This is a genomic window from Nocardia sp. BMG111209 (assembly GCF_000381925.1).
Taxonomy (GTDB): domain Bacteria; phylum Actinomycetota; class Actinomycetes; order Mycobacteriales; family Mycobacteriaceae; genus Nocardia.
This window is the reverse complement of the sequence record NZ_KB907307.1, coordinates 973559-991400: the sequence shown is the minus strand read 5'-3', so window position 1 is coordinate 991400 and position 17842 is coordinate 973559. Positions and strand designations below refer to the sequence as shown.

The following is a 17842-nucleotide window of genomic DNA, read 5'->3' as shown; positions in this document are numbered from 1 at the left end:
TGCCCCGCTCCGGTCAGCGGGGGTCCGATGGCATACCGATGGTGATGTCGCCGATGGTCACGTCACCGACGGTGACGCCCGCGACCGAGCCCGGACCCGACGCCGTCACCGTATTGGTGACGGTGCCCGGCGGCGGGAGGTCGCCGCGCTGCTTCGCCACCTGCTCGGCGCGGCCGAGGATATCCCGCAGTGCCGCAGCAAAATTCGGATCTCTGGCGCAGGCCCGCTCGATCGCCGACCGGGCCCGTTCCCGGGCGCCGGAATCGTCGGATTCGGACCAGGCCTCGTCCTGGATGCGGGTCAGATCCTCGTCGTCCAGCTCGCCGGCGACGAGTTCGACCAGTTCCCGCAGCGGTAGCCGGCCGGTCACGAGTGCGCCGACTCCTTCGGACAGACGGGCCTTGTGCCGCCACATCCAGATCAGATACATGATTGTCAACGCACCGATTTCGATGCCCGTCATCGCCACCACCCCGGACAATGCGCTCGACCAGGACTCCAGGGTAGCAGAGCGGCCCGGCGGCCGGATTTTCGGCGGCTGCCGATCGACCGGTCGCCGGGCCGTCGCTCAGGCCGCCGCCAGCAGCGCCGACAGCTCGGCGACCGCGGTGCGCAGATGTGTGGCGAAATCGTGCATCTGCGGCGCCACCGAGGTCGGCGTGGCGAGGTAGAGGTTCCAGCGGTCCGGCAGCAGGACATAGGCGACGCCGATGCATTTCGCACTGGTGCAGCCGAATCCGAAGTACTGGATGTTCACCGACGGGGCGGAGCTGGTACTGAGGTAGTCGTCCCGGGCGATCTGCCAGCCCGGACTGTCGAAGAACGGCATCGGCTCATCGGCGCCCAGTTCGGCGCCGCGGCGGCGCTGGATCCATTGCAGTTCCCAGAGATGCTGTTCCGGGGCCTCGCCGCGCTGGCACTGCTGCGCGCGGGCGACGTGCGCCGCGGCGGCGGTCTGCGCCGCGGCCCGCTTGGCGTCGGTGTCGGCGGCCGGATCGTCCATGGCGGCAACGAATTCCAGGATCTCCGGGGTCACCACCCGCATCGCCTCGGTGCGGCCGCCGCGGTACTGCCGGGTGGCGATCGACTCGTAGGTCGCCCCGATCAGGCCCTTGCTGCGCTGGTGCGCGAGCTGATAGCAGAGCTGGGCGAAGGCATCCGGCGAGATGCCCAGTGCCTTGGCCCGATCGGTGCCGAAATCGTCGAACGACACCGCGGTGGTGGCGTTGTCGGCGGCGTACCGCGCGAAATCGGCTCCGGCGGCGGCGATCCGGGCCCGCAGCGCGGCATCGAGGGTGAACTCCAGCGCGGCGAGCGCGGGCAGCCCCTGTGCGGTGGCGCCGGAGCGGGTCTCGTGCTCGGTCACCGGGGTGCGCAGCAGGGTGTCGACGAAGGACAGGATCGTGGTGCCGTCCAGGCCGCAGTGTTCGACGTTGATCCCGGCGCTGCCGTCGGCGAACACGATGAACGACACCGACTTGTCGAACCAGCGGTTGGCGCTGTCGCCGTGCAGCAGCTGATCGCAGGCGTGCTGGGTGTCGGTGGGCGCGAAATCCTCCAGGCAGACCGTGAACAGGGCGGTCTCCAGCACGTCGAGGGTGGCGCTGTTGCCCGGATCGGCGATCAGCTCGGGCCGCAGCGGCGCCCAGTCGGCGCGGGCGAGAGTGGTGAGGTGGCCGACTGCGGTGTCCGCGGGCGCGCGCACCGCACCGGCCTTCAGCACCTCGCGCAGGCCGTCCACCAGATCGCCCTGCGCGTGCGGTACCCCGTCCGGTCCGATGACATCGAGCCGGAAGATGTTGCCGCGGAAGAAGACCGCGATGTGCCGCGCCGGTGACGGGCCGGGCTGCCCGGCGCTGTAGGGCACCCGGACGGTGTCCTGGCCCACGCCGGGAATCCTGGTCTCGGAGAACAGGAATCGGTTCTGCGCCATCGACAGCGGGCGGCCGCGCTGCACCACCGGCGGGACGGCCTCGTCGTCGAGCAGCAGTTTGTAGTTCACCGCAGCGGTCACGACGGCCGCCGCCCGCTCCACCTGATCGGCGGAGGTCGAACGGGCCAGCGGGGTGTCGTCGCGGAACAGGAAGAAGAAGTTGGCGTTCAGCGCGATCCGGTCGCGGCGGCCCAGGTAGCGCGACGGCCAGAACTCGTCGAGCCAGCTGTCCACGCCCGACCGGTCGAACCGCTCCAGATCGGCGTGCAGGATCCGGGCCGGGCCGTCGGCGCGGAGCAGGTCGGCCACCGCCGCCTCGGTCTCGGCGTATTCGTCCGGCGTCAGCAGCGGTGCGCTCCACGTCAGGAAACGGGAGCAGCTGTCCTCGAGTGCGGGCAGCGGGACACGCGGCAATTCGGCGTCGTGGGCGAAGGTCCGGTCGGTCACTGGCGATCCTCGGCGGTCGGAGTGGATGGTGTGGGTACGGAGACGAACAGTTCGGCATGCAACCAGCCCTGCGCCTCGTGGCCGGACGGGTCGATACCGTTGGCGGACAACGTGTTCACGATCTGCGCCTGTTCGGTGGCCGAGGCGAACCGGCGCTGCCGGAAGGTGCCGGGCACCCGCTCGGTGCGGTAACCCAGGCGGTGCAGCGACTGCTCGATCGGACCGAAGTCGAACATGCGCAAGACGAAGTGTGCCATCCACGGCAATCGGCGGCCATGGGCCGTCACCACTTTCAGCAGCGTGCGCTCGGTGACGTACCCGATACAGCCGGTCGAGATCACCAGATCCGCGGACGCCAGCACCCGGCGCTGGCGGTCGGTCGGCGCCCCCGATTCCAGGTCGGCGTGCACGATATCGGACAGCAGCCCGGTCGACGCCGCGTACCCGAGTGCGGGCGCCGAGGCGTCCATCCCGAGGAAACGGACATCGGGCATGGCGTCCGCGCTCGCCAGCCGGGAGCGGTCGCGCGCGGCGCGGTCGGCGGTGTCGCCGTAGCGGTAGTGCTCCGCCAGTTCGCCGACGGTGGTGTCCAGCCGCAGCACGGCCGCGTTCACCCCGTAGGAGCAGCCGATGTCGAGCACCGTGGGCGCGGATCCGGTGGCCGTCCGATATTCGGCGATCAGCCGTTGGAAGTGTGGTTTCGCCAAATCCGGTATGCAGTAGTCCAATTCGGCCATTCGACGGTAGTAGTCGCTCGGATCGGAGCGTTCGTAGATGTCGTCGAAGGAGGCTTTTCCGGTGTTGTCCAACGAAACCGGCACGTAGTGTCCTTGTCAGTCGAGGAGTCGGTCGCCGCGTGCGGATCGGCCGGCCGCGGCCACATGCTCCGGCAGCACGCGCCCGAACAACTGCCGGGTGCGTTCCACGCTGCCGATGACACCGGGATGCTCGCTGTAGGCGAAGATCGCGGTGTGCCGCGGGGTGTTTCCCTCGACCGGAGATACCCGATGCAGGGAGAAGCGGCCGCGGAACAGTTGTAGATCGCCGGGCCGCAGGGCGAGGCGGCGGACGAGGTGATCGCCCCCGCCGGTGAGAACCGCCCGCACGTCGTCGAGATTCTCCGCCTCCGGGGTGCGGATGTTCGGGCAGTATTCGAAGAGTCCGCCGTCGTCGGACGGCTGGGTCAGCATGCTGACGGTGAATTCGTTGGTGTCGAAATGCCACGGATGCGACAGTCCGGGAGCGACCACGTTCAGGCACAGGCCCGCCAGCGGATCGGCGTACTCGTACAGCGCCGGCCGGCCGAAACATTCGGCGACGAAACGACGGAACCGCGCATCGGTGTAGAGCAGTTCGACCGCGGCCGTGGCCGGAATGCGATCCCGCGCCACGAAGGCGTTGCCGCGGTCCATCACGATCCGGCCCGGATGTCCGGCCGGCAGTTCGGTGTCCAGTGGGATGTTGTACGCGTTCACCCGCTCGACGGTGTGATAAGCGAAGGGCGCCAAGTCGTTTCCCTCGGCGCGCAACCGCGCGCCGAGCGAGGGCCGCACGAAGCCGCGCAGTACGCTGCAGCCGACGGCGGCCAATTCGGCGCGAACTCGTTCGACCACCGATTCCCTTGCCGCACTGCCAGTTTCGTCGATCGGATAACGATCGAGGTCGACGAGCTGTTCGAGGTCGTCCGAGACCCGCTCTCCCCCACAGCCTTCAGCCATTCGCCACCTCCGCTGACTGCCCCGTTCACTCCATTCTCGCCGGGCCCGGCACGGTCCGCCGAGCATTCGGGCAATCCTCGTGAACAGTCACAAACCGACGGGTTGTCCGGTGTCACGGTGGTGCATGTCGGTTCGGTACCGTATCTGCCTGTTCTGCTGTACAGCATGGACAGTATTGCGCGGCAATCCTTTACATGATCGTCCGACCGGCCCGAGCCGGGCGGGTCAGGACACCGGGACGGCGAGGACCGCGTGCAGATCCGCCACAGTCAGGCCCACCAGCGATTCGCGGAACACCCGGCCCGGGCCGGACGGTACGGCGATCTCGCAGGGCACCACCAGGACCCGGCAGCCCGCGGCCGCCGCCGACTGCGCGCCGGTGGGCGAATCCTCGACGGCCACACAGTGTTCCGGCGGAACGCCGAGCAGTTCGGCGGCCCGCAGATAGGGGTCGGGCGCGGGCTTGCCCTCGGGCACCTCGTCACCGCACACCGTGGCGTCGAACCAGTGCCGGCCCACGGTGTCCAGGCACAGTTCCGCGACCGGCCGCTGGGTATTGGTGACCAGCGCGGCCGGAATACCGGCCGCGCGTACCGCGGCGAGCGCCTCCTGTGCGCCGGGCCGCCAGGGCACCGGGCCCGCGAACAGTTCGGTGACCCGGCGCTGCAACCATTTCCCGGCCGCGGCCACGGCCTCGGGACGCTGCTCCAGCCCCAGGCCCTCGAAGACGATACGCAGCGCGTTGGGACCGGAGGCCCCGATCAGGGCGTGCCGGAGTTCGTCGGACATCGTGCCGCCCAGTTCGACCGCCAGCTCACGGACGCCGACGTCCCAGATCTTCTCCGAATCCAGCAGGGTCCCGTCCATGTCCCACAGGACACCGGCCAGCGTCACCGAGCGCACCTTTCGTCACGATTGCGGGCCGGACCCCTGCTCCGGCCGGGCGACGAGCCGATCCGCGGCCCGCTACGGTCCGAAGGGAACGGCCCGCAGCCAGCATATCGGCCGTGATCGACCACCGGCGGGCCCGCCGACCGTGATCGTTCTCGCAATGGACCGCGGGCGAGCCGGGGCGATGATCGCCGCCGGAGCGGATCGACCGACCGGCCGCCGTCATGCCCCGGCAGTGGTCGCCGGACCGGCTATGGTGGGCGATCCGCTCAGACCCCGGACGCGGAGATGAGCATCCGGCCGGTGGACGAGTCGACCCGGAACCAGCGGCTCTCGCTGGACGTGGAGCCGTTGCGCAGGGTGTACGTGAGGTTCGCGACCACGCCGTCCGGGCCGTTCGGCGTCACCGACCCGACCCGCACCGAGCTGATACCCGACCAGAATTTCGCATACGCCTGGTAGCCGCCGGTCTGACCTTGATAGGCCGGCGACAGCTGCGACCAGGCGCCGTCGATATTGCCGGGCAGCATGCCGTAGTAGCCGGTGACGAACGAGGTCACGCTGGCGGGCTGGGCGGCGGGTGCGGCCGGGGTGAACGTCGTGGACGCCAGCGGACTCGGCGGCGGGGTGGCGCCCGGCGGCGGCGGAGTGCTCGCGGACGGCGGCGTACTCCCCGGCGCTGGGGTGGCCGGCGCGGGCGCCGCGGCGCCGGACGAGGTCGCGGCGGCCGAGGTGCCGGGTGCGGCCGAGGCCGGCGGCGCGGCGCCCGCGCTCGTCTCGGACGGCGGCGCGGCCGGTGCGGACGAGGCACCCGGCGAGACGGGACCCGCGGTGTTCTCCCCCTTCTTGCCGCCGGAGGTCGCCAGCACGACCACGGCGATGATCACCAGCACCAGCGTCACGCCCGCGGCGACCAGGACCAGGATCCGCTGCCGGGCGGCCCGATCCCGGGGCGGCCGCGGCGCCGCGGGCCGGGGCGGCGTCGCGAGCATGGGCGATTCGACGGGCAGCACCTCGTGCGGGGGCAGCACGGTGGTCGGGGAGACCGCGGGTTCGGGCGCGGGCGCCGCGAGCACCTTCGTCTGCGCCTCCGCGAGTTCCGGGGTACGTCCCTCGGCGACCGCGGCCAAGGCCTCCTGCACCTCGCGCATCCCCGGCCGATCGGCCGGTTCGGAGGCCAGCAGCCGCATCAGCACCGGGCCCAGCGTCCCGGCCCGGGCGGGGGCCGGGACATCGGCACGGGCGACCGCGTGCAGCGTCGCGAGCGGATTCTCCCCCTCGCCGAACGGCGGCGCACCCTCGACCGCGGCGTACAGGGTGGAACCCAGCGCGAACACGTCCGAACTCGGCGAGGAATCCTCACCGCGCGCGATCTCCGGGGCCAGATAGGCCGGGGTGCCGGCCAGGAAGCCGGTCGAGGTCACCGTGACGTCGCCGACCGCACGGGAGATGCCGAAGTCGGTGATCTTCGCGGTCCCGTTGTCGGTGACCAGCACATTGGCGGGCTTCACGTCGCGATGCACGATGCCCGCGTCGTGGGCGGCGGCCAGCGCGTCGGCGACCTGGGCACCGATGCGCGCCACCCGCCGCGGTTCCAGCGGACCGGTGTCACGCATGAGGGCCGCGAGGCTCGGCGCGTCGACGAACTCCATGACCAGCCACGGCTGGCCGTCCTCCTCGGCGACGTCGAAGACGGTCACCGCGTTGGGGTGATGCAGCCGGGCCGCGATCCGGCCCTCGCGCATCGCGCGCAGTTTCGCCTCCATGGCCTGCACCCGGGTCAGCCCCGGATTGAGCAGCAACTGCTTCACCGCGACGGTGCGCCGCAGCCGGACATCGTCGCCCCGCCACACCACGCCCATGGCGCCGGTACCGATGGGGTCTCCCAGGCGATACCGCCCCGCGATCAGCCGGTCTGCCGTCATGCTGTCGAACCTCTCCTGGCCTCGCACGCCGAGCCACCTACCACTGCTGCGTGAAAGCCCGGAAACACTGTGAAAATCTTACGCGGTACGTCCGGTGATCACATTACCGGCCCATGACACGGATTCCGACAAAGACTGTCGCGCTGTGTAATTCGTGGTTCCCGGCACATTTCCGCGACACCGCCGCGAGCGCCGGGAGCTCGATTTCACAGATACGCCAGCGCCATTCCGCGACGGTGCGGGAACGCCGTTGTGGCACAGTGGTACCCGAATTCCGGCCCGAATCACCGACGACCGCGCCACAACACGCGCGCCCGCCGGCGTCGTGGCGGGCGCGGATGTCGTAGCGCAAGGTCAGGCGCTGAAATACTTCGCTTCCGGGTGCAGCAGAACGAAGGCGTCGGTGGACTGCTCCGGATGCAACTGGAGTTCCTCGGAGAGCGTCACGCCGATCCGATCGGCCGCCAGCAGCTCGACGAGTTTCGCGCGGTCGTCCAGATCGGGACAGGCGCCGTAGCCGAACGAGAAACGGGCGCCCCGGTATCCGAGCTTGAAGTACTCCTGGACATCGGCCGGATCGTCGTCGGCGACCGAATGACCCTCCAGTACCAGTTCTTCGCGGATGCGCCGATGCCAGTATTCCGCGAGCGCCTCGGTGAGCTGCACGCCGATGCCGTGTACTTCCAGATAGTCGCGATAATTGTTGTCCGCGAACAGTCGATTGGCGAAATCGGCGATCGGCTGTCCCATGGTGACCAGCTGGAACGGCCAGACGTCCACCTGACCGGTCTCGGCGGCGCGTTCGCGGGAGCGCAGGAAATCGGCGATGCACAGGAACCGGTCCCGCTGCTGCCGCGGGAAGGTGAACCGATACCGTTCCGCCGCAGCCGGATTCGGCTCGGCCAGCACGATCACGTCGTCACCCTCGGAGACGGCCGGGAAATAGCCGTACACCACGGCGGCGTGTTGCAGCACACCTTCGGTGGACAATCGGTCCAGCCAGTACCGCAGCCGGGGGCGGCCCTCGGTCTCGACCAGTTCCTCGTAGCTCGGGCCCTCGCCGCCGCGCTGCCCGCGCAGACCCCACTGGCCCAGGAACAGCGCCCGCTCGTCGAGCAGGCCGGAGTACTCCGGCACCGCGAGCCCCTTCACGACCCGGGTGCCCCAGAACGGCGGCACCGGAACCGGCAGGTCGGCGGCCACATCGGAACGGGCCGGCACCGCCACCGGCACCTCGGCGGCCCGGCGCTCCTCGGCGATGCGCTGGGAGCGCTCGTGCCGGGCCTTGCGCTCGGCGGCCTTGGACCGGGCGGCGAGCGCCTCCGGGCTGTCCGGATCGAGGCCGCCGCCGCGTTTGCGGGTCATGATCTCGTCCATCAGGCGCAGACCCTCGAACGCGTCGCGGGCGTAGTTGACCTCGCCCTCGAACACGTCGGTGAGATCGTTCTCGACGTAGGCGCGGGTCAGCGCGGCGCCGCCGAGCAGGACCGGGAACTTCTCCGCGAGCCCGCGGGAGTTCATCTCCTGCAGGTTCTCCTTCATGACCACCGTCGACTTGACCAGCAGGCCGGACATGCCGATGACGTCGGCCTTCTTGTCGGCGGCGGCGTCCAGGATGGCCGTGATCGGTTGTTTGATACCGAGATTCACGACCTCGTAGCCGTTGTTGGACAGGATGATGTCGACCAGGTTCTTGCCGATGTCGTGCACGTCGCCCTTGACCGTCGCGAGCACGATGCGGCCCTTGCCCGCGTCGTCGGTGGACTCCATGTGCGGTTCCAGATAGGCGACCGCGGTCTTCATCACCTCGGCGGACTGCAGGACGAACGGCAGCTGCATCTGCCCGGAGCCGAACAGCTCGCCGACGGTCTTCATACCCGACAGCAGCGTCTCGTTGATGATCTGCAGCGGCGGCACCGTCTGCATCGCCGCCTCGAGGTCGACGTCGAGACCGTTGCGGTCGCCGTCGACGATGCGGCGCTCGAGCCGTTCGAACAGCGGCAGCGCGGCCAGCTCGTCGGCCCGCGACGCCTTCGCCGAGGCCGCGGACACGCCCTCGAACATGGTCATCAACTGCTGCAACGGGTCGTAGCCTTCGCGGCGGCGGTCGTACACCAGATCCAGCGCGGTCTCCCGCCGATCCTCCGGAATGCGGCTGATCGGCAGGATCTTCGAGGCGTGCACGATCGCGGAATCCAGTCCGGCCTCGACACATTCGTGCATGAACACCGAGTTGAGCACCTGGCGGGCCGCCGGATTCAGGCCGAAGGAGATGTTCGACAGACCGAGGGTGGTCTGCACCTCCGGATGCCGGCGCTTGAGTTCCCGGATGCCCTCGATGGTCTCGATGCCGTCGCGGCGGGACTCCTCCTGGCCGGTGCCGAGGGTGAAGGTGAGGCAGTCGACGATGATGTCGGACTCGGCCAGCCCCCAGTTGCCGGTGATGTCGGCGATGAGCCGCTCGGCGATCGCGACCTTGTGCTCCGCGGTGCGGGCCTGGCCCTCCTCGTCGATGGTGAGCGCGACCACCGCGGCGCCGTGCTCGGCGACCAGCCGCATGGTCTGCTGGAAGCGGGAATCCGGTCCGTCGCCGTCCTCGTAGTTGACCGAGTTGACCGCGCAGCGCCCGCCCAGATGCTCGAGCCCGGCGCGCAGTACCGGCGCCTCGGTGGAGTCGAGCATGATCGGCAGGGTGGAGGCGGTGGCCAGCCGGGAGGCCAGCTCGGCCATGTCGGCGGTGCCGTCGCGGCCGACGTAGTCGACGCACAGGTCCAGCATGTGCGCGCCGTCGCGGGTCTGATCCTTCGCGATGTCGAGGCACCGCTGCCAGTCGCCCGCGAGCATCGCGTCGCGGAAGGCCTTGGAGCCGTTGGCATTCGTGCGCTCACCGATCATCATGATCGACGCGTCCTGCTCGAACGGCACCGCGGTGTAGATGGAGGACACGCTGGGCTCGTGCCGCGGCGCGCGCGCCGCCGGCTGCACCTCGGCGACCGCCTCGGCCACCTGCCGGATGTGCTCCGGGGTGGTGCCGCAGCACCCGCCGACCAGCGCCAGCCCGAATTCGGTGACGAAACCGCGCAACGCCGCCGCCAGCTCCGCCGGGCCCAGCGGGTACTCCGCGCCGTTCGGGCCGAGCACCGGCAGGCCCGCGTTCGGCATGACCGACACCGGCAGCTGCGCGTGCTTGGACAGGTGGCGCAGGTGCTCGCTCATCTCCTCGGGGCCGGTGGCGCAGTTCAGGCCGATCATGTCGATACCCAGCGGCTCGACCGCGGTGAGCGCCGCGCCGATCTCGCTGCCGACCAGCATGGTGCCGGTGGTCTCGACGGTGACGTGGGTGATGATCGGGATGCGCCGGCCCGCCCGTTCCATGGCCCGGCGGCTGCCGATCACCGCGGCCTTCAGCTGCAGCAGGTCCTGGCAGGTCTCGATGAGTACCGCGTCGGCGCCGCCCTCCAGCATGCCGAGCGCGGATTCGGTGTAGGCGTCGCGCAGCGCCGCGAAGGGGGCGTGGCCGAGCGTCGGCAGTTTGGTGCCGGGGCCCATCGAGCCCAGGACGTAGCGTGGGGTACCGTCGGCGGACGGACCCATCTCGTCCGCCACCTCGCGGGCCAGCCGGGTGCCGCGCTCGGACAGATCGCGAATACGGTCGGAGATGCCGTAATCGGCCAGATTCGGCAGGTTGCAGCCGAAGGTGTTGGTCTCGACCGCGTCGGCGCCGGCCTCGAAATACGCGCGGTGGATACCGCGCAGCACGTCCGGCCTGGTCGCGTTGAGGATCTCGTTGCAGCCCTCGAGCCCCAGGAAATCGTCCAGGGACAGGTCCGCCGCCTGCAACATGGTGCCCATGGCGCCGTCACCGATCAGCACACGCCGGGCGAGCGTGTCGAACAACGTGGTATCGAACGTCGGCGGCGTCCCGGACGCGGCATGGGAGGGCACTGGCATTCTTAAAGAGTAAAGGTCCCCGCCGACAATCCGCCGTCGCGCACACTGTTCAGGGGCCGGTCGTGAGCCGCGCCACAACCTGAGCCACAACCGGCGCCCCGACCGGAGGTCGCCGACATTGCCGACCGGAGGTCGCCGACACTGCCGACCGAAGGTCCTCGACGCCGCCGACCGAAGGTCCTCGACACCTACGGCCGGAGGTTCGCCCACGCCGCCGACCGGCCGCCGCGGATGCCGCCGTCCGGCGGTCACGGACACGCCGACCGGAACGAGGCAATCGGACCAGCACACGGCCTGCATCGGCGATATGCAGTGAAAGGAACTGCCACCACACCGTAGGCTGACCGGGTGAACGCCAGTGCATCACCCGATCCGGATCTGCCGACGTTGCGTGATCCCGTCCTGGTCGCTGCCTTCGAGGGCTGGAACGATGCCGCCGACGCCGCCAGCGGTGCCGTCGAGCATCTGGAGCTGATCTGGGACGCGGAACCGCTCGCCGAGCTGGACTCCGAGGACTACTACGACTACCAGGTGAACCGCCCGACGGTTCGTCAGGTCGACGGCGTCACGCGCGAGATCCAGTGGCCGTCGACGACCTTGTCGGTCTGCTCGCCACCGGGCAGCAACCGCGACGTGGTCCTGTTGCACGGCATCGAGCCCAACATGCGCTGGCGCAGCTTCTGCAACGACATCCTGGAACTGATCGATCAGCTCGGCGTCACCACCGTCGTCATCCTCGGCGCGCTGCTCGCCGACACCCCGCACACCCGTCCCGTCCCCGTCACCGGCACCGCCTACAACAAGGAGGCGGCCGAGCAGTTCAGCATCGAGCAGACCCGGTACGAGGGCCCGACCGGGATCACCGGGGTGCTGCAGGACGCGTGCGTGCGCGCGGGCGTACCGTCCATCTCGTTCTGGGCCGCGGTGCCGCACTACGTGTCGCAGCCGCCGAATCCCAAGGCCACCATCGCCCTGCTGCACAAGGTCGAGGACGTGCTCGACATCGAGGTCCCGCTCGGCGAGCTGCCCACCCAGGCCGAGGAGTGGGAGAAGGCGGTCGACGAGATGACCGCCGGCGACGAGGAGGTCACCGAATACGTTCGCTCCCTGGAGGAGCGCGGCGATCAGGTCGATCTCAACGAGGCGATGGCGAAGATCGACGGTGACGCGATCGCCGCCGAATTCGAGAAATACCTGCGCCGCCGCGGCGGACCGGGCGGTTTCGCACTCTGATCGGATCGAGAACCGCGCCGCCGCCGGATGATTCGGCGGCGGCGTCCCGGTCCGCGGCGGCCGGCCGATTCAGCACTGCACCGTCCAGACCTGCGCCGCGGCCTCCTGGGCCAGTTTGGCGATCAACAGGTCACGCGGAATGGTCTGTCCGGCAAGGTGTTCCAGGGACGGCACCACGACATGGTGGGCCTCGGCCCGTTTCAGTTCGGCGGTGAGCTCCGCGAAGGCGGTGCCGTCGCCGGGATCGGACTCGTGGAACGTGGCGGCGAAGCACAGGCCGGCGGCGCGGGCGAGATCGCACATGGCGTCCTCGAGTTCGCCGAGCCGGCCCTCGGCCAGATCGTCACGCAGGTACCCATAGATCAACGCTTCCACCCGAACCTCCATGCGATTTGGGAGACAGCATCGGACACAGCAAACCGTTTCCTACGAGGATCCTCCACCCCGGAATGCCAGTGCAGATGTCAAACCGGTGACATCGGATTGCCCTATCCCGGACCATGCGGAGTTTGCTGGTGGGATACTAGAAGATATGGCCGCCGGTGACGAACGCCCAGTCTGGGCAGTGCGAATGCGCTCCGAACGCGAAGCCCGCGGCTGGTCGCAGGCCGAGGCGGTCCGGGCCATGCGCGCCAAGTCCTCACACAACCTGCCGACCGACAGTACGCTACTTCGGAATTGGCGGCGCTGGGAGTCCGGCGAGTCCCGGCCCGACGAGTTCTACGCACCGATCATCGCCGCCTGCTTCGACACCGTGACCACGGCGTTCTTCCCGAAGGCCAGGCCCAATCGGGACGACGAACTGCTCTCGTCCACGGGCATGGACACGCTGGAATTCATCGGGCGCCTGCGGATGTCGGACGTGTGCGGCGCCACCCTGGACGCGCTGCGGATCACCGCCGAGCGGTTGTGCTGCGAATACCCTTGCGGCGACGCGGCGGTACTGCATGCGGAGGGCACCGCCTGGCTGCGCCGGATCACCTCGCTGCTGGACGGCCGGCTCACCCTGGCCCAGCATCGCGAGGTGCTGGTGCTGGCCGGTTGGGTGGCGCTGCTGGTCGGCTGTCTCGACTACGATCTGGGCCGCCGGGCCGCCGCGGAGGTCACCCGGCGCGCCGCGACCTCGCTCGGGCACGAGGCCGAACATGTCGAGATCGTCGGCTGGGGTGCGGAAATGGCCGCGTGGTTCGCACTCACCCAGGGCAATTACCGCGGCGCGATCGAGGCGGTCGACGGTGTCGCGGCAAGTACCCAGCGACTCGGCGTCGCGGTGCAGCTGTCCGCGCAGCAGGCGAAGGCGTGGGCGCGGCTCGGCGACCACGGCCGGATGGAGGCGGCCCTCTCCGAAAGTCGGGCAATTCTACAGCGATTGGACCATCCGGCGAATCTGGACAATCACTTCGTGGTCGATCCGGAAAAGCTGGATTTCTATGCGATGGACTGTTTCCGGGTGGCGGGCGACGATCGGCGCGCCGAAGCGTATGCGCGCCGGGTCATCCGGTCGGCCACCGCACCCGACGGCACGGTCCGCAGCCCGATGCGGGTGGCGGAGGCCCAGCTGACGCTCGCGGTCGTCGCGGTCCGCGACGGCGATCTGGAACGCGCGCTGCACGAGGCGTTGCGGGCCTTCGACGGGCACCGCCGCTCGCTGCCCTCGCTGCTCTGGATCGCCGGGGAGACGGCCCGGGAGATGATCGGGCGGTATCCCGGCGATCCCCGCACCCGAACCTATCTCGATCGGCTGCGGTCGCTGTCCCCGTCCTGAGCCGTCGGCCATTATTGTGCGACGAATGGATTTCAGTCTGCGTACCTGCTCGTGGCGGGGGCACGCCACGTACGCGCCCGACGAGACGGAACTGGCCGCGCGCCTGCACGTCTCGACGCCCGCCGGCGAGGCGTGGCGCTGCCTGCGCTGCGGCGATTTCGTGGTCGGCGATCCGCGGCAACGCGGCCCCGCCGACGCCGCCCCGGAGGTGCCGCGCGGGCGGCTGCTGCGCGACCGGTTCATCATGCGGCTGCTGGCGGTCGAACGAATCCTGCGCGGATTGGTCTTCATCGCACTGGCATTCGGCGTGTACAAGGTGCGCAACTCGCAGTCGCAGCTGCGTTCGGCCTTCGATCGGGAGATGCCGCTGATCCGCCCCCTGGCCGACCAGATCGGCTGGAACCCGGACAATTCGAAGATCGTGCACTTCATCGAGAAGGGCTGGCAGCTGTCGCCGACCACCCTCACGCTGATCGCGGTGGGGTTGCTCGGATATGCGGCGATCGAATTGATCGAGGCCGTCGGCCTGTGGCTCGTCCAGCGCTGGGGTGAGTACTTCGCCGTGGTCGCGACCGCGCTGTTCCTGCCCTTCGAGATCTACGAACTCACCGAGCGGATCACCGTCGTGCGGGCGGGCGCGCTGCTGATCAACGTGGCCGCGGTGCTGTGGCTGCTGTGGTCCAAGCGCCTGTTCGGCATCAACGGCGGCGGGCGGGCCTACCACGCCGAACACAGCGAGGAGAGCCTGCTCACCGTCGAGCGGGCCGCACTGGCCGACCCGGCCGCGGCCGCCGCCCGGCCGGTCGCCGAGACCGGGAGCTGAGGCCGCTCGGCACGCCGATCCCGGGTACGCCACCGGCACCCGCGGCGACGGTACTACTCTCGACCCGGTGACCGAGTCCGCTGGAGGATTGCTGCCCGGGGCGCCCGGCCTGTTCGACGCCGCCGGCGTCACGGGTCGCGCCGGCGTACTCGGGGGCGGCGGCGCGGGAGCCGACGATCGGCTGCGGCTGTTCTCCTTCGCGGTGGCGGAGAAGCGCGGCGAATACCTGTGGGTGCTGCGCGCATTCGACCACGCGCGCGCCGCCTACGTGGTGCTGCTGCACGCCAGCGACGTCGCCGAGACGCTGACCGGATTCCCGGATGCGCCGCGGCTCACCGCGACCGAGGTGGGACCGCTGCTGGAACAGCTGCACCGCTGGGGTGTGCTGGAACGCAGTTACGACGGCACCCGAGCGGCGACGCTGGCCGAATATCGCAACCGGCACTACGTCTATCAGTTCTCGCAGACCGGATATCAGGCGTATCGGGCGGTCGCCGACGTGCTCGGCGCGCGGGCCGACGAGGCGGCGCTGTCGCGGCTGGTCCTGCCCGAACTGCTGGCCGATCTGCAGGCGCTGGCCGAGGCCAACCGGACCGGTGACGCCGAACGGGTCTACCGGATCCTGAACCGGCTCGACACCGCGCTGTCGGAACTCGCCGACCGGGCCGCGCACTTCTACCTCACCCTCGGCGATCTGGTCCGCACCACCGAGGCGACCCCGGAATCCTTTCTCGCGCACAAGGATGCGCTGCTGGCGCACATGCGCGAATTCAGCATGGACCTGGCCCGGTACGCACCGCGGCTGGCCGCCGCGATCGCCGAGGTGGAGCAGACCGGGGTCGCGGAGATGATCGCCCGCGCCGGCGCCACCGACGAACGCGTGCTGCTGAATGTGGCCGAGCGGGAACAGGATTGGCGCGCCCGCTGGCAGGGCCTGCGGGCCTGGTTCGTCGCGGCCGCCGAACTCGGCGCCGACGCGCACGCCGGTACCGAGGCCGAGCGGCTGCGGGAGGCGACGATGAGCGCGATCGCGGCGGTGCTGTCGCTGCTGCGCCGGGTCACCGAGACCCGCAAGGGCGGCGTGAGCCGGGAGTCCGCGCTGCGGCATCTGGCGGGCTGGTTCACCGCCGCGCCGACCGTGGACAGCGCGCACGCCCTGTTCGACGCGGTGTTCGGCCTGGGCCGGCCGCGGCATCTGGCGATGGAACATCCGGACGCCGACGTGATCCCGCCCATCCGATCCTGGTGGGACGCACCGCCGTTGGAGATCGCGCGCACCCTGGCCGAGACCGGGCGGCCGCCGTCACCGGGGGCGCCGTCGCGAATCCAGCGCAACGACGCGGGAATTCGCCGGCTGCGGCAGGCCCAGCTCGAGGCCCAGCGCGAACGTGCCGCGGCGGCACGATCACTGGCGGCGGCCGATGTCCACGAGCACGCGCTCGACGAACGCGAGACGGAGGTGCTGCTGCGCCTGCTCGACGCGGCGTCGACGGCGTGGGTTCCGGTCAGTGGCCGGGTCGGCACCACCGGTTCCGAGAACGGCGTCACGCTCACCGTGTCCGAACATCCCGGTTCGACGGTGGTGCGGACGGCCCGGGGGCTGTTGTACCTGAACAACCGGCGCTTGGAGGTGCGCGAGAATTCGCGCGCGGCAACGGGTGCGGAGTCCCCCGGATCGCGTTCGGCGGTGAGGGGATCGTGATGCATGCGCGGAGTATCGCGCCGCTGGCGCTGGATTCGTATCAGCGGGCCGCGCGGGTGGTGCTGGCCAACCATCTGGTGACCCGGACCTTCCCGGATCGTATTGCGCTGCCGTTGATCCGGCGCTGGGCCACCGAACTGCGGGAGGATCTCGCCGAACTCTTCGGCTATCGGCTGGAGGTCACGGAGACCACCGCGCGGTTGTTCCCGGTGGCGGATCGGCTCGATCCCGGTCGGCCCGCGCGGACACCCGCCGAGCGGGTCTTCGACCGGCGGCGCTACGCGTATCTGGCGCTGGCGCTGGCCTCGCTGGGGCGCGCGGGGGATCAGATCACGTTGTCGGAGTTGGCCGATCAGGTCGCCGCCTACGCGACGCGGGTGGACGGGCTGGAGTTGTCCACCGAGCGCGCCGCCGATCGGGACGCCTTCGTCGACGCGGTGGCCTGGCTGTCCGCCCGCGGCGCGCTGACCCTCGCCGACGGCGACGCCGGTGGCTGGGCGGCGGATCCGGAGGCCGGGGAGGCGCTGTACGACATCGATCGCTCGGTGGTGTTCGCGATCTTCCGGCCGCCGCGGGCGTTGCAGCATCTGCGGAGCGTGCACGGATTGCTTGCCGACGGCGGGAACGACGGTGGCGCAACGGTTTCCGTCGCCGCGACGCGGGCGGCGGCCGCGCGCCGGGTCCGGCGCGCGCTGGTGGAGCTGCCCGTGGTGTACGCCGAGGAACTGGCCGCCGACGAGCGGACCCTGCTCGGGTCGGAGAAGCTGGTCGCGGAGGTCGAACTGCTGACCGGACTGCGGGCCGAACGGCGGGCCGAGGGCGTCGCCCTCATCGATACCTCGGGGCGGCTGTCCGACGTCCGGTTCCCGGGCACCGGGACGCTCGCGCAGGTGGCGCTGCTGCTGGTCGGCGAGATCGCGGACCGGGTGCTCGACATCGACAATCCCGTGCCCCGGCGGCCCCTGCCCGCCCCGGCCACCGAACTGTCCGACCGGCTCGACGCCGCGATACCGCTCGCCACCGTATTCGAGCCGCTGGCCGTGGCCGCCGAACCCGTTGCGGACGAAGAGGATTCGGCCGACGACCCGCAGCGGCCGGTGGTCCCGGAGCATCCGTACCTCACCCGGGACTGGATCCGCGAGACGGTGCAGGCGCTGACCGACCGCTACGGCTCCACCTTCGCCGCGCAATGGCAGGCCGATGTGCCGGCGCTGACCACCGAGGCCGTCGCATTGCTGGAACGACTGCGGCTGGTCCGGACCGTCGGGCCGGCGGGCGCCCCGGCCGGCGAGTCCGGGCTGCTGATCCTGCCCGCGCTCGCACGCTATCGGGGCGCGATCGTGACGGTGCGCACCCGCGCGCAGTCCGAATTGTTCGCCTCCGCCGCGAAACTCGGCGCGCACGCCGATGCGGGGGGTGGGTCGTGACCGGCCCGACATACCGACCGAGTACGG

The 17842-nt window shown here is 70.2% G+C and carries 13 protein-coding genes; 5 read left to right on the top strand and 8 right to left on the bottom strand.

The genetic code is table 11. From position 1 onward, the window contains the following. Positions 1-13: 13 nt before the first annotated feature. From G361_RS0104435 to metH, 7 genes are all read right to left on the bottom strand, one after another. Entirely contained in the window at positions 14-463 is a 450-nt protein-coding gene (locus G361_RS0104435; protein ID WP_155981300.1) for a hypothetical protein, read from the bottom strand. Positions 464-568: 105 nt separating this feature from the next. Next, complete coding sequence (locus G361_RS0104430; RefSeq protein WP_019925846.1) at positions 569-2380, bottom strand: choline/carnitine O-acyltransferase; 1812 nt, start codon at positions 2378-2380, stop codon at positions 569-571. Continuing rightward, entirely contained in the window at positions 2377-3201 is an 825-nt protein-coding gene (locus G361_RS0104425) for a class I SAM-dependent methyltransferase (RefSeq protein ID WP_019925845.1), read from the bottom strand. The genes G361_RS0104430 and G361_RS0104425 overlap by 4 nt, the downstream gene beginning before the upstream one ends. Before the next feature lie 12 nt (positions 3202-3213). Next, positions 3214-4098: an ArpA protein gene (locus G361_RS0104420; protein ID WP_052172622.1), complete on the bottom strand. Its 885-nt coding sequence runs from the start codon at positions 4096-4098 to the stop codon at positions 3214-3216. 225 nt (positions 4099-4323) lie between these two features. Then, a complete protein-coding gene (locus G361_RS0104415) occupies positions 4324-5001 on the bottom strand; it encodes an HAD-IA family hydrolase (RefSeq protein ID WP_019925843.1) in 678 nt (225 codons plus the stop codon). A 257-nt stretch (positions 5002-5258) separates the two neighbouring features. Next, complete coding sequence (locus G361_RS0104410; RefSeq protein ID WP_019925842.1) at positions 5259-6914, bottom strand: serine/threonine-protein kinase; 1656 nt, start codon at positions 6912-6914, stop codon at positions 5259-5261. Positions 6915-7268: 354 nt separating this feature from the next. After that, complete coding sequence (metH, locus tag G361_RS0104405) at positions 7269-10865, bottom strand: methionine synthase (protein ID WP_052172621.1); 3597 nt, start codon at positions 10863-10865, stop codon at positions 7269-7271. Positions 10866-11213: 348 nt separating this feature from the next. Here metH and G361_RS0104400 point away from each other — a divergent pair, with 348 nt between their 5' ends. After that, positions 11214-12098, top strand: a complete 885-nt coding sequence (locus G361_RS0104400; protein WP_019925840.1) for a PAC2 family protein — start codon at positions 11214-11216, stop codon at positions 12096-12098. A 69-nt stretch (positions 12099-12167) separates the two neighbouring features. On the opposite strand, the gene G361_RS0104395 is transcribed toward G361_RS0104400, so the two are convergent. After that, a complete protein-coding gene (locus G361_RS0104395; protein WP_155981299.1) occupies positions 12168-12473 on the bottom strand; it encodes a hypothetical protein in 306 nt (101 codons plus the stop codon). Positions 12474-12669: 196 nt separating this feature from the next. Between G361_RS0104395 and G361_RS0104390 the strand changes: the two genes are divergently transcribed. From G361_RS0104390 to G361_RS0104375, 4 genes are all read left to right on the top strand, one after another. Then, a complete protein-coding gene (locus G361_RS0104390; protein WP_019925838.1) occupies positions 12670-13863 on the top strand; it encodes a hypothetical protein in 1194 nt (397 codons plus the stop codon). Positions 13864-13888: 25 nt separating this feature from the next. Beyond that, positions 13889-14686, top strand: coding sequence for a DUF2127 domain-containing protein (locus G361_RS0104385; RefSeq protein ID WP_019925837.1), 798 nt, complete (start codon positions 13889-13891; stop codon positions 14684-14686). A 181-nt stretch (positions 14687-14867) separates the two neighbouring features. Continuing rightward, complete coding sequence (locus tag G361_RS42295; RefSeq protein ID WP_052172727.1) at positions 14868-16388, top strand: TIGR02677 family protein; 1521 nt, start codon at positions 14868-14870, stop codon at positions 16386-16388. Continuing rightward, positions 16388-17815, top strand: a complete 1428-nt coding sequence (locus G361_RS0104375; protein WP_019925835.1) for a TIGR02678 family protein — start codon at positions 16388-16390, stop codon at positions 17813-17815. Before G361_RS42295 ends, G361_RS0104375 begins: the two co-directional genes overlap by 1 nt. Positions 17816-17842: the final 27 nt, after the last annotated feature.

Bases quoted from the DNA above. Each gene is read 5' to 3' on its own strand.
- G361_RS0104390 (WP_019925838.1), top strand. From the start codon at position 12,670: ATGCGCTCCGAACGCGAAGCCCGCGGCTGGTCGCAGGCCGAGGCGGTC.
- G361_RS0104420 (WP_052172622.1), bottom strand. From the start codon at position 4,098: ATGGCTGAAGGCTGTGGGGGAGAGCGGGTCTCGGACGACCTCGAACAG.
- G361_RS0104410 (WP_019925842.1), bottom strand. From the start codon at position 6,914: ATGACGGCAGACCGGCTGATCGCGGGGCGGTATCGCCTGGGAGACCCC.
- G361_RS0104375 (WP_019925835.1), top strand. From the start codon at position 16,388: ATGCATGCGCGGAGTATCGCGCCGCTGGCGCTGGATTCGTATCAGCGG.
- G361_RS0104385 (WP_019925837.1), top strand. From the start codon at position 13,889: ATGGATTTCAGTCTGCGTACCTGCTCGTGGCGGGGGCACGCCACGTAC.
- metH (WP_052172621.1), bottom strand. From the start codon at position 10,865: ATGCCAGTGCCCTCCCATGCCGCGTCCGGGACGCCGCCGACGTTCGAT.
- G361_RS0104435 (WP_155981300.1), bottom strand. From the start codon at position 463: ATGACGGGCATCGAAATCGGTGCGTTGACAATCATGTATCTGATCTGG.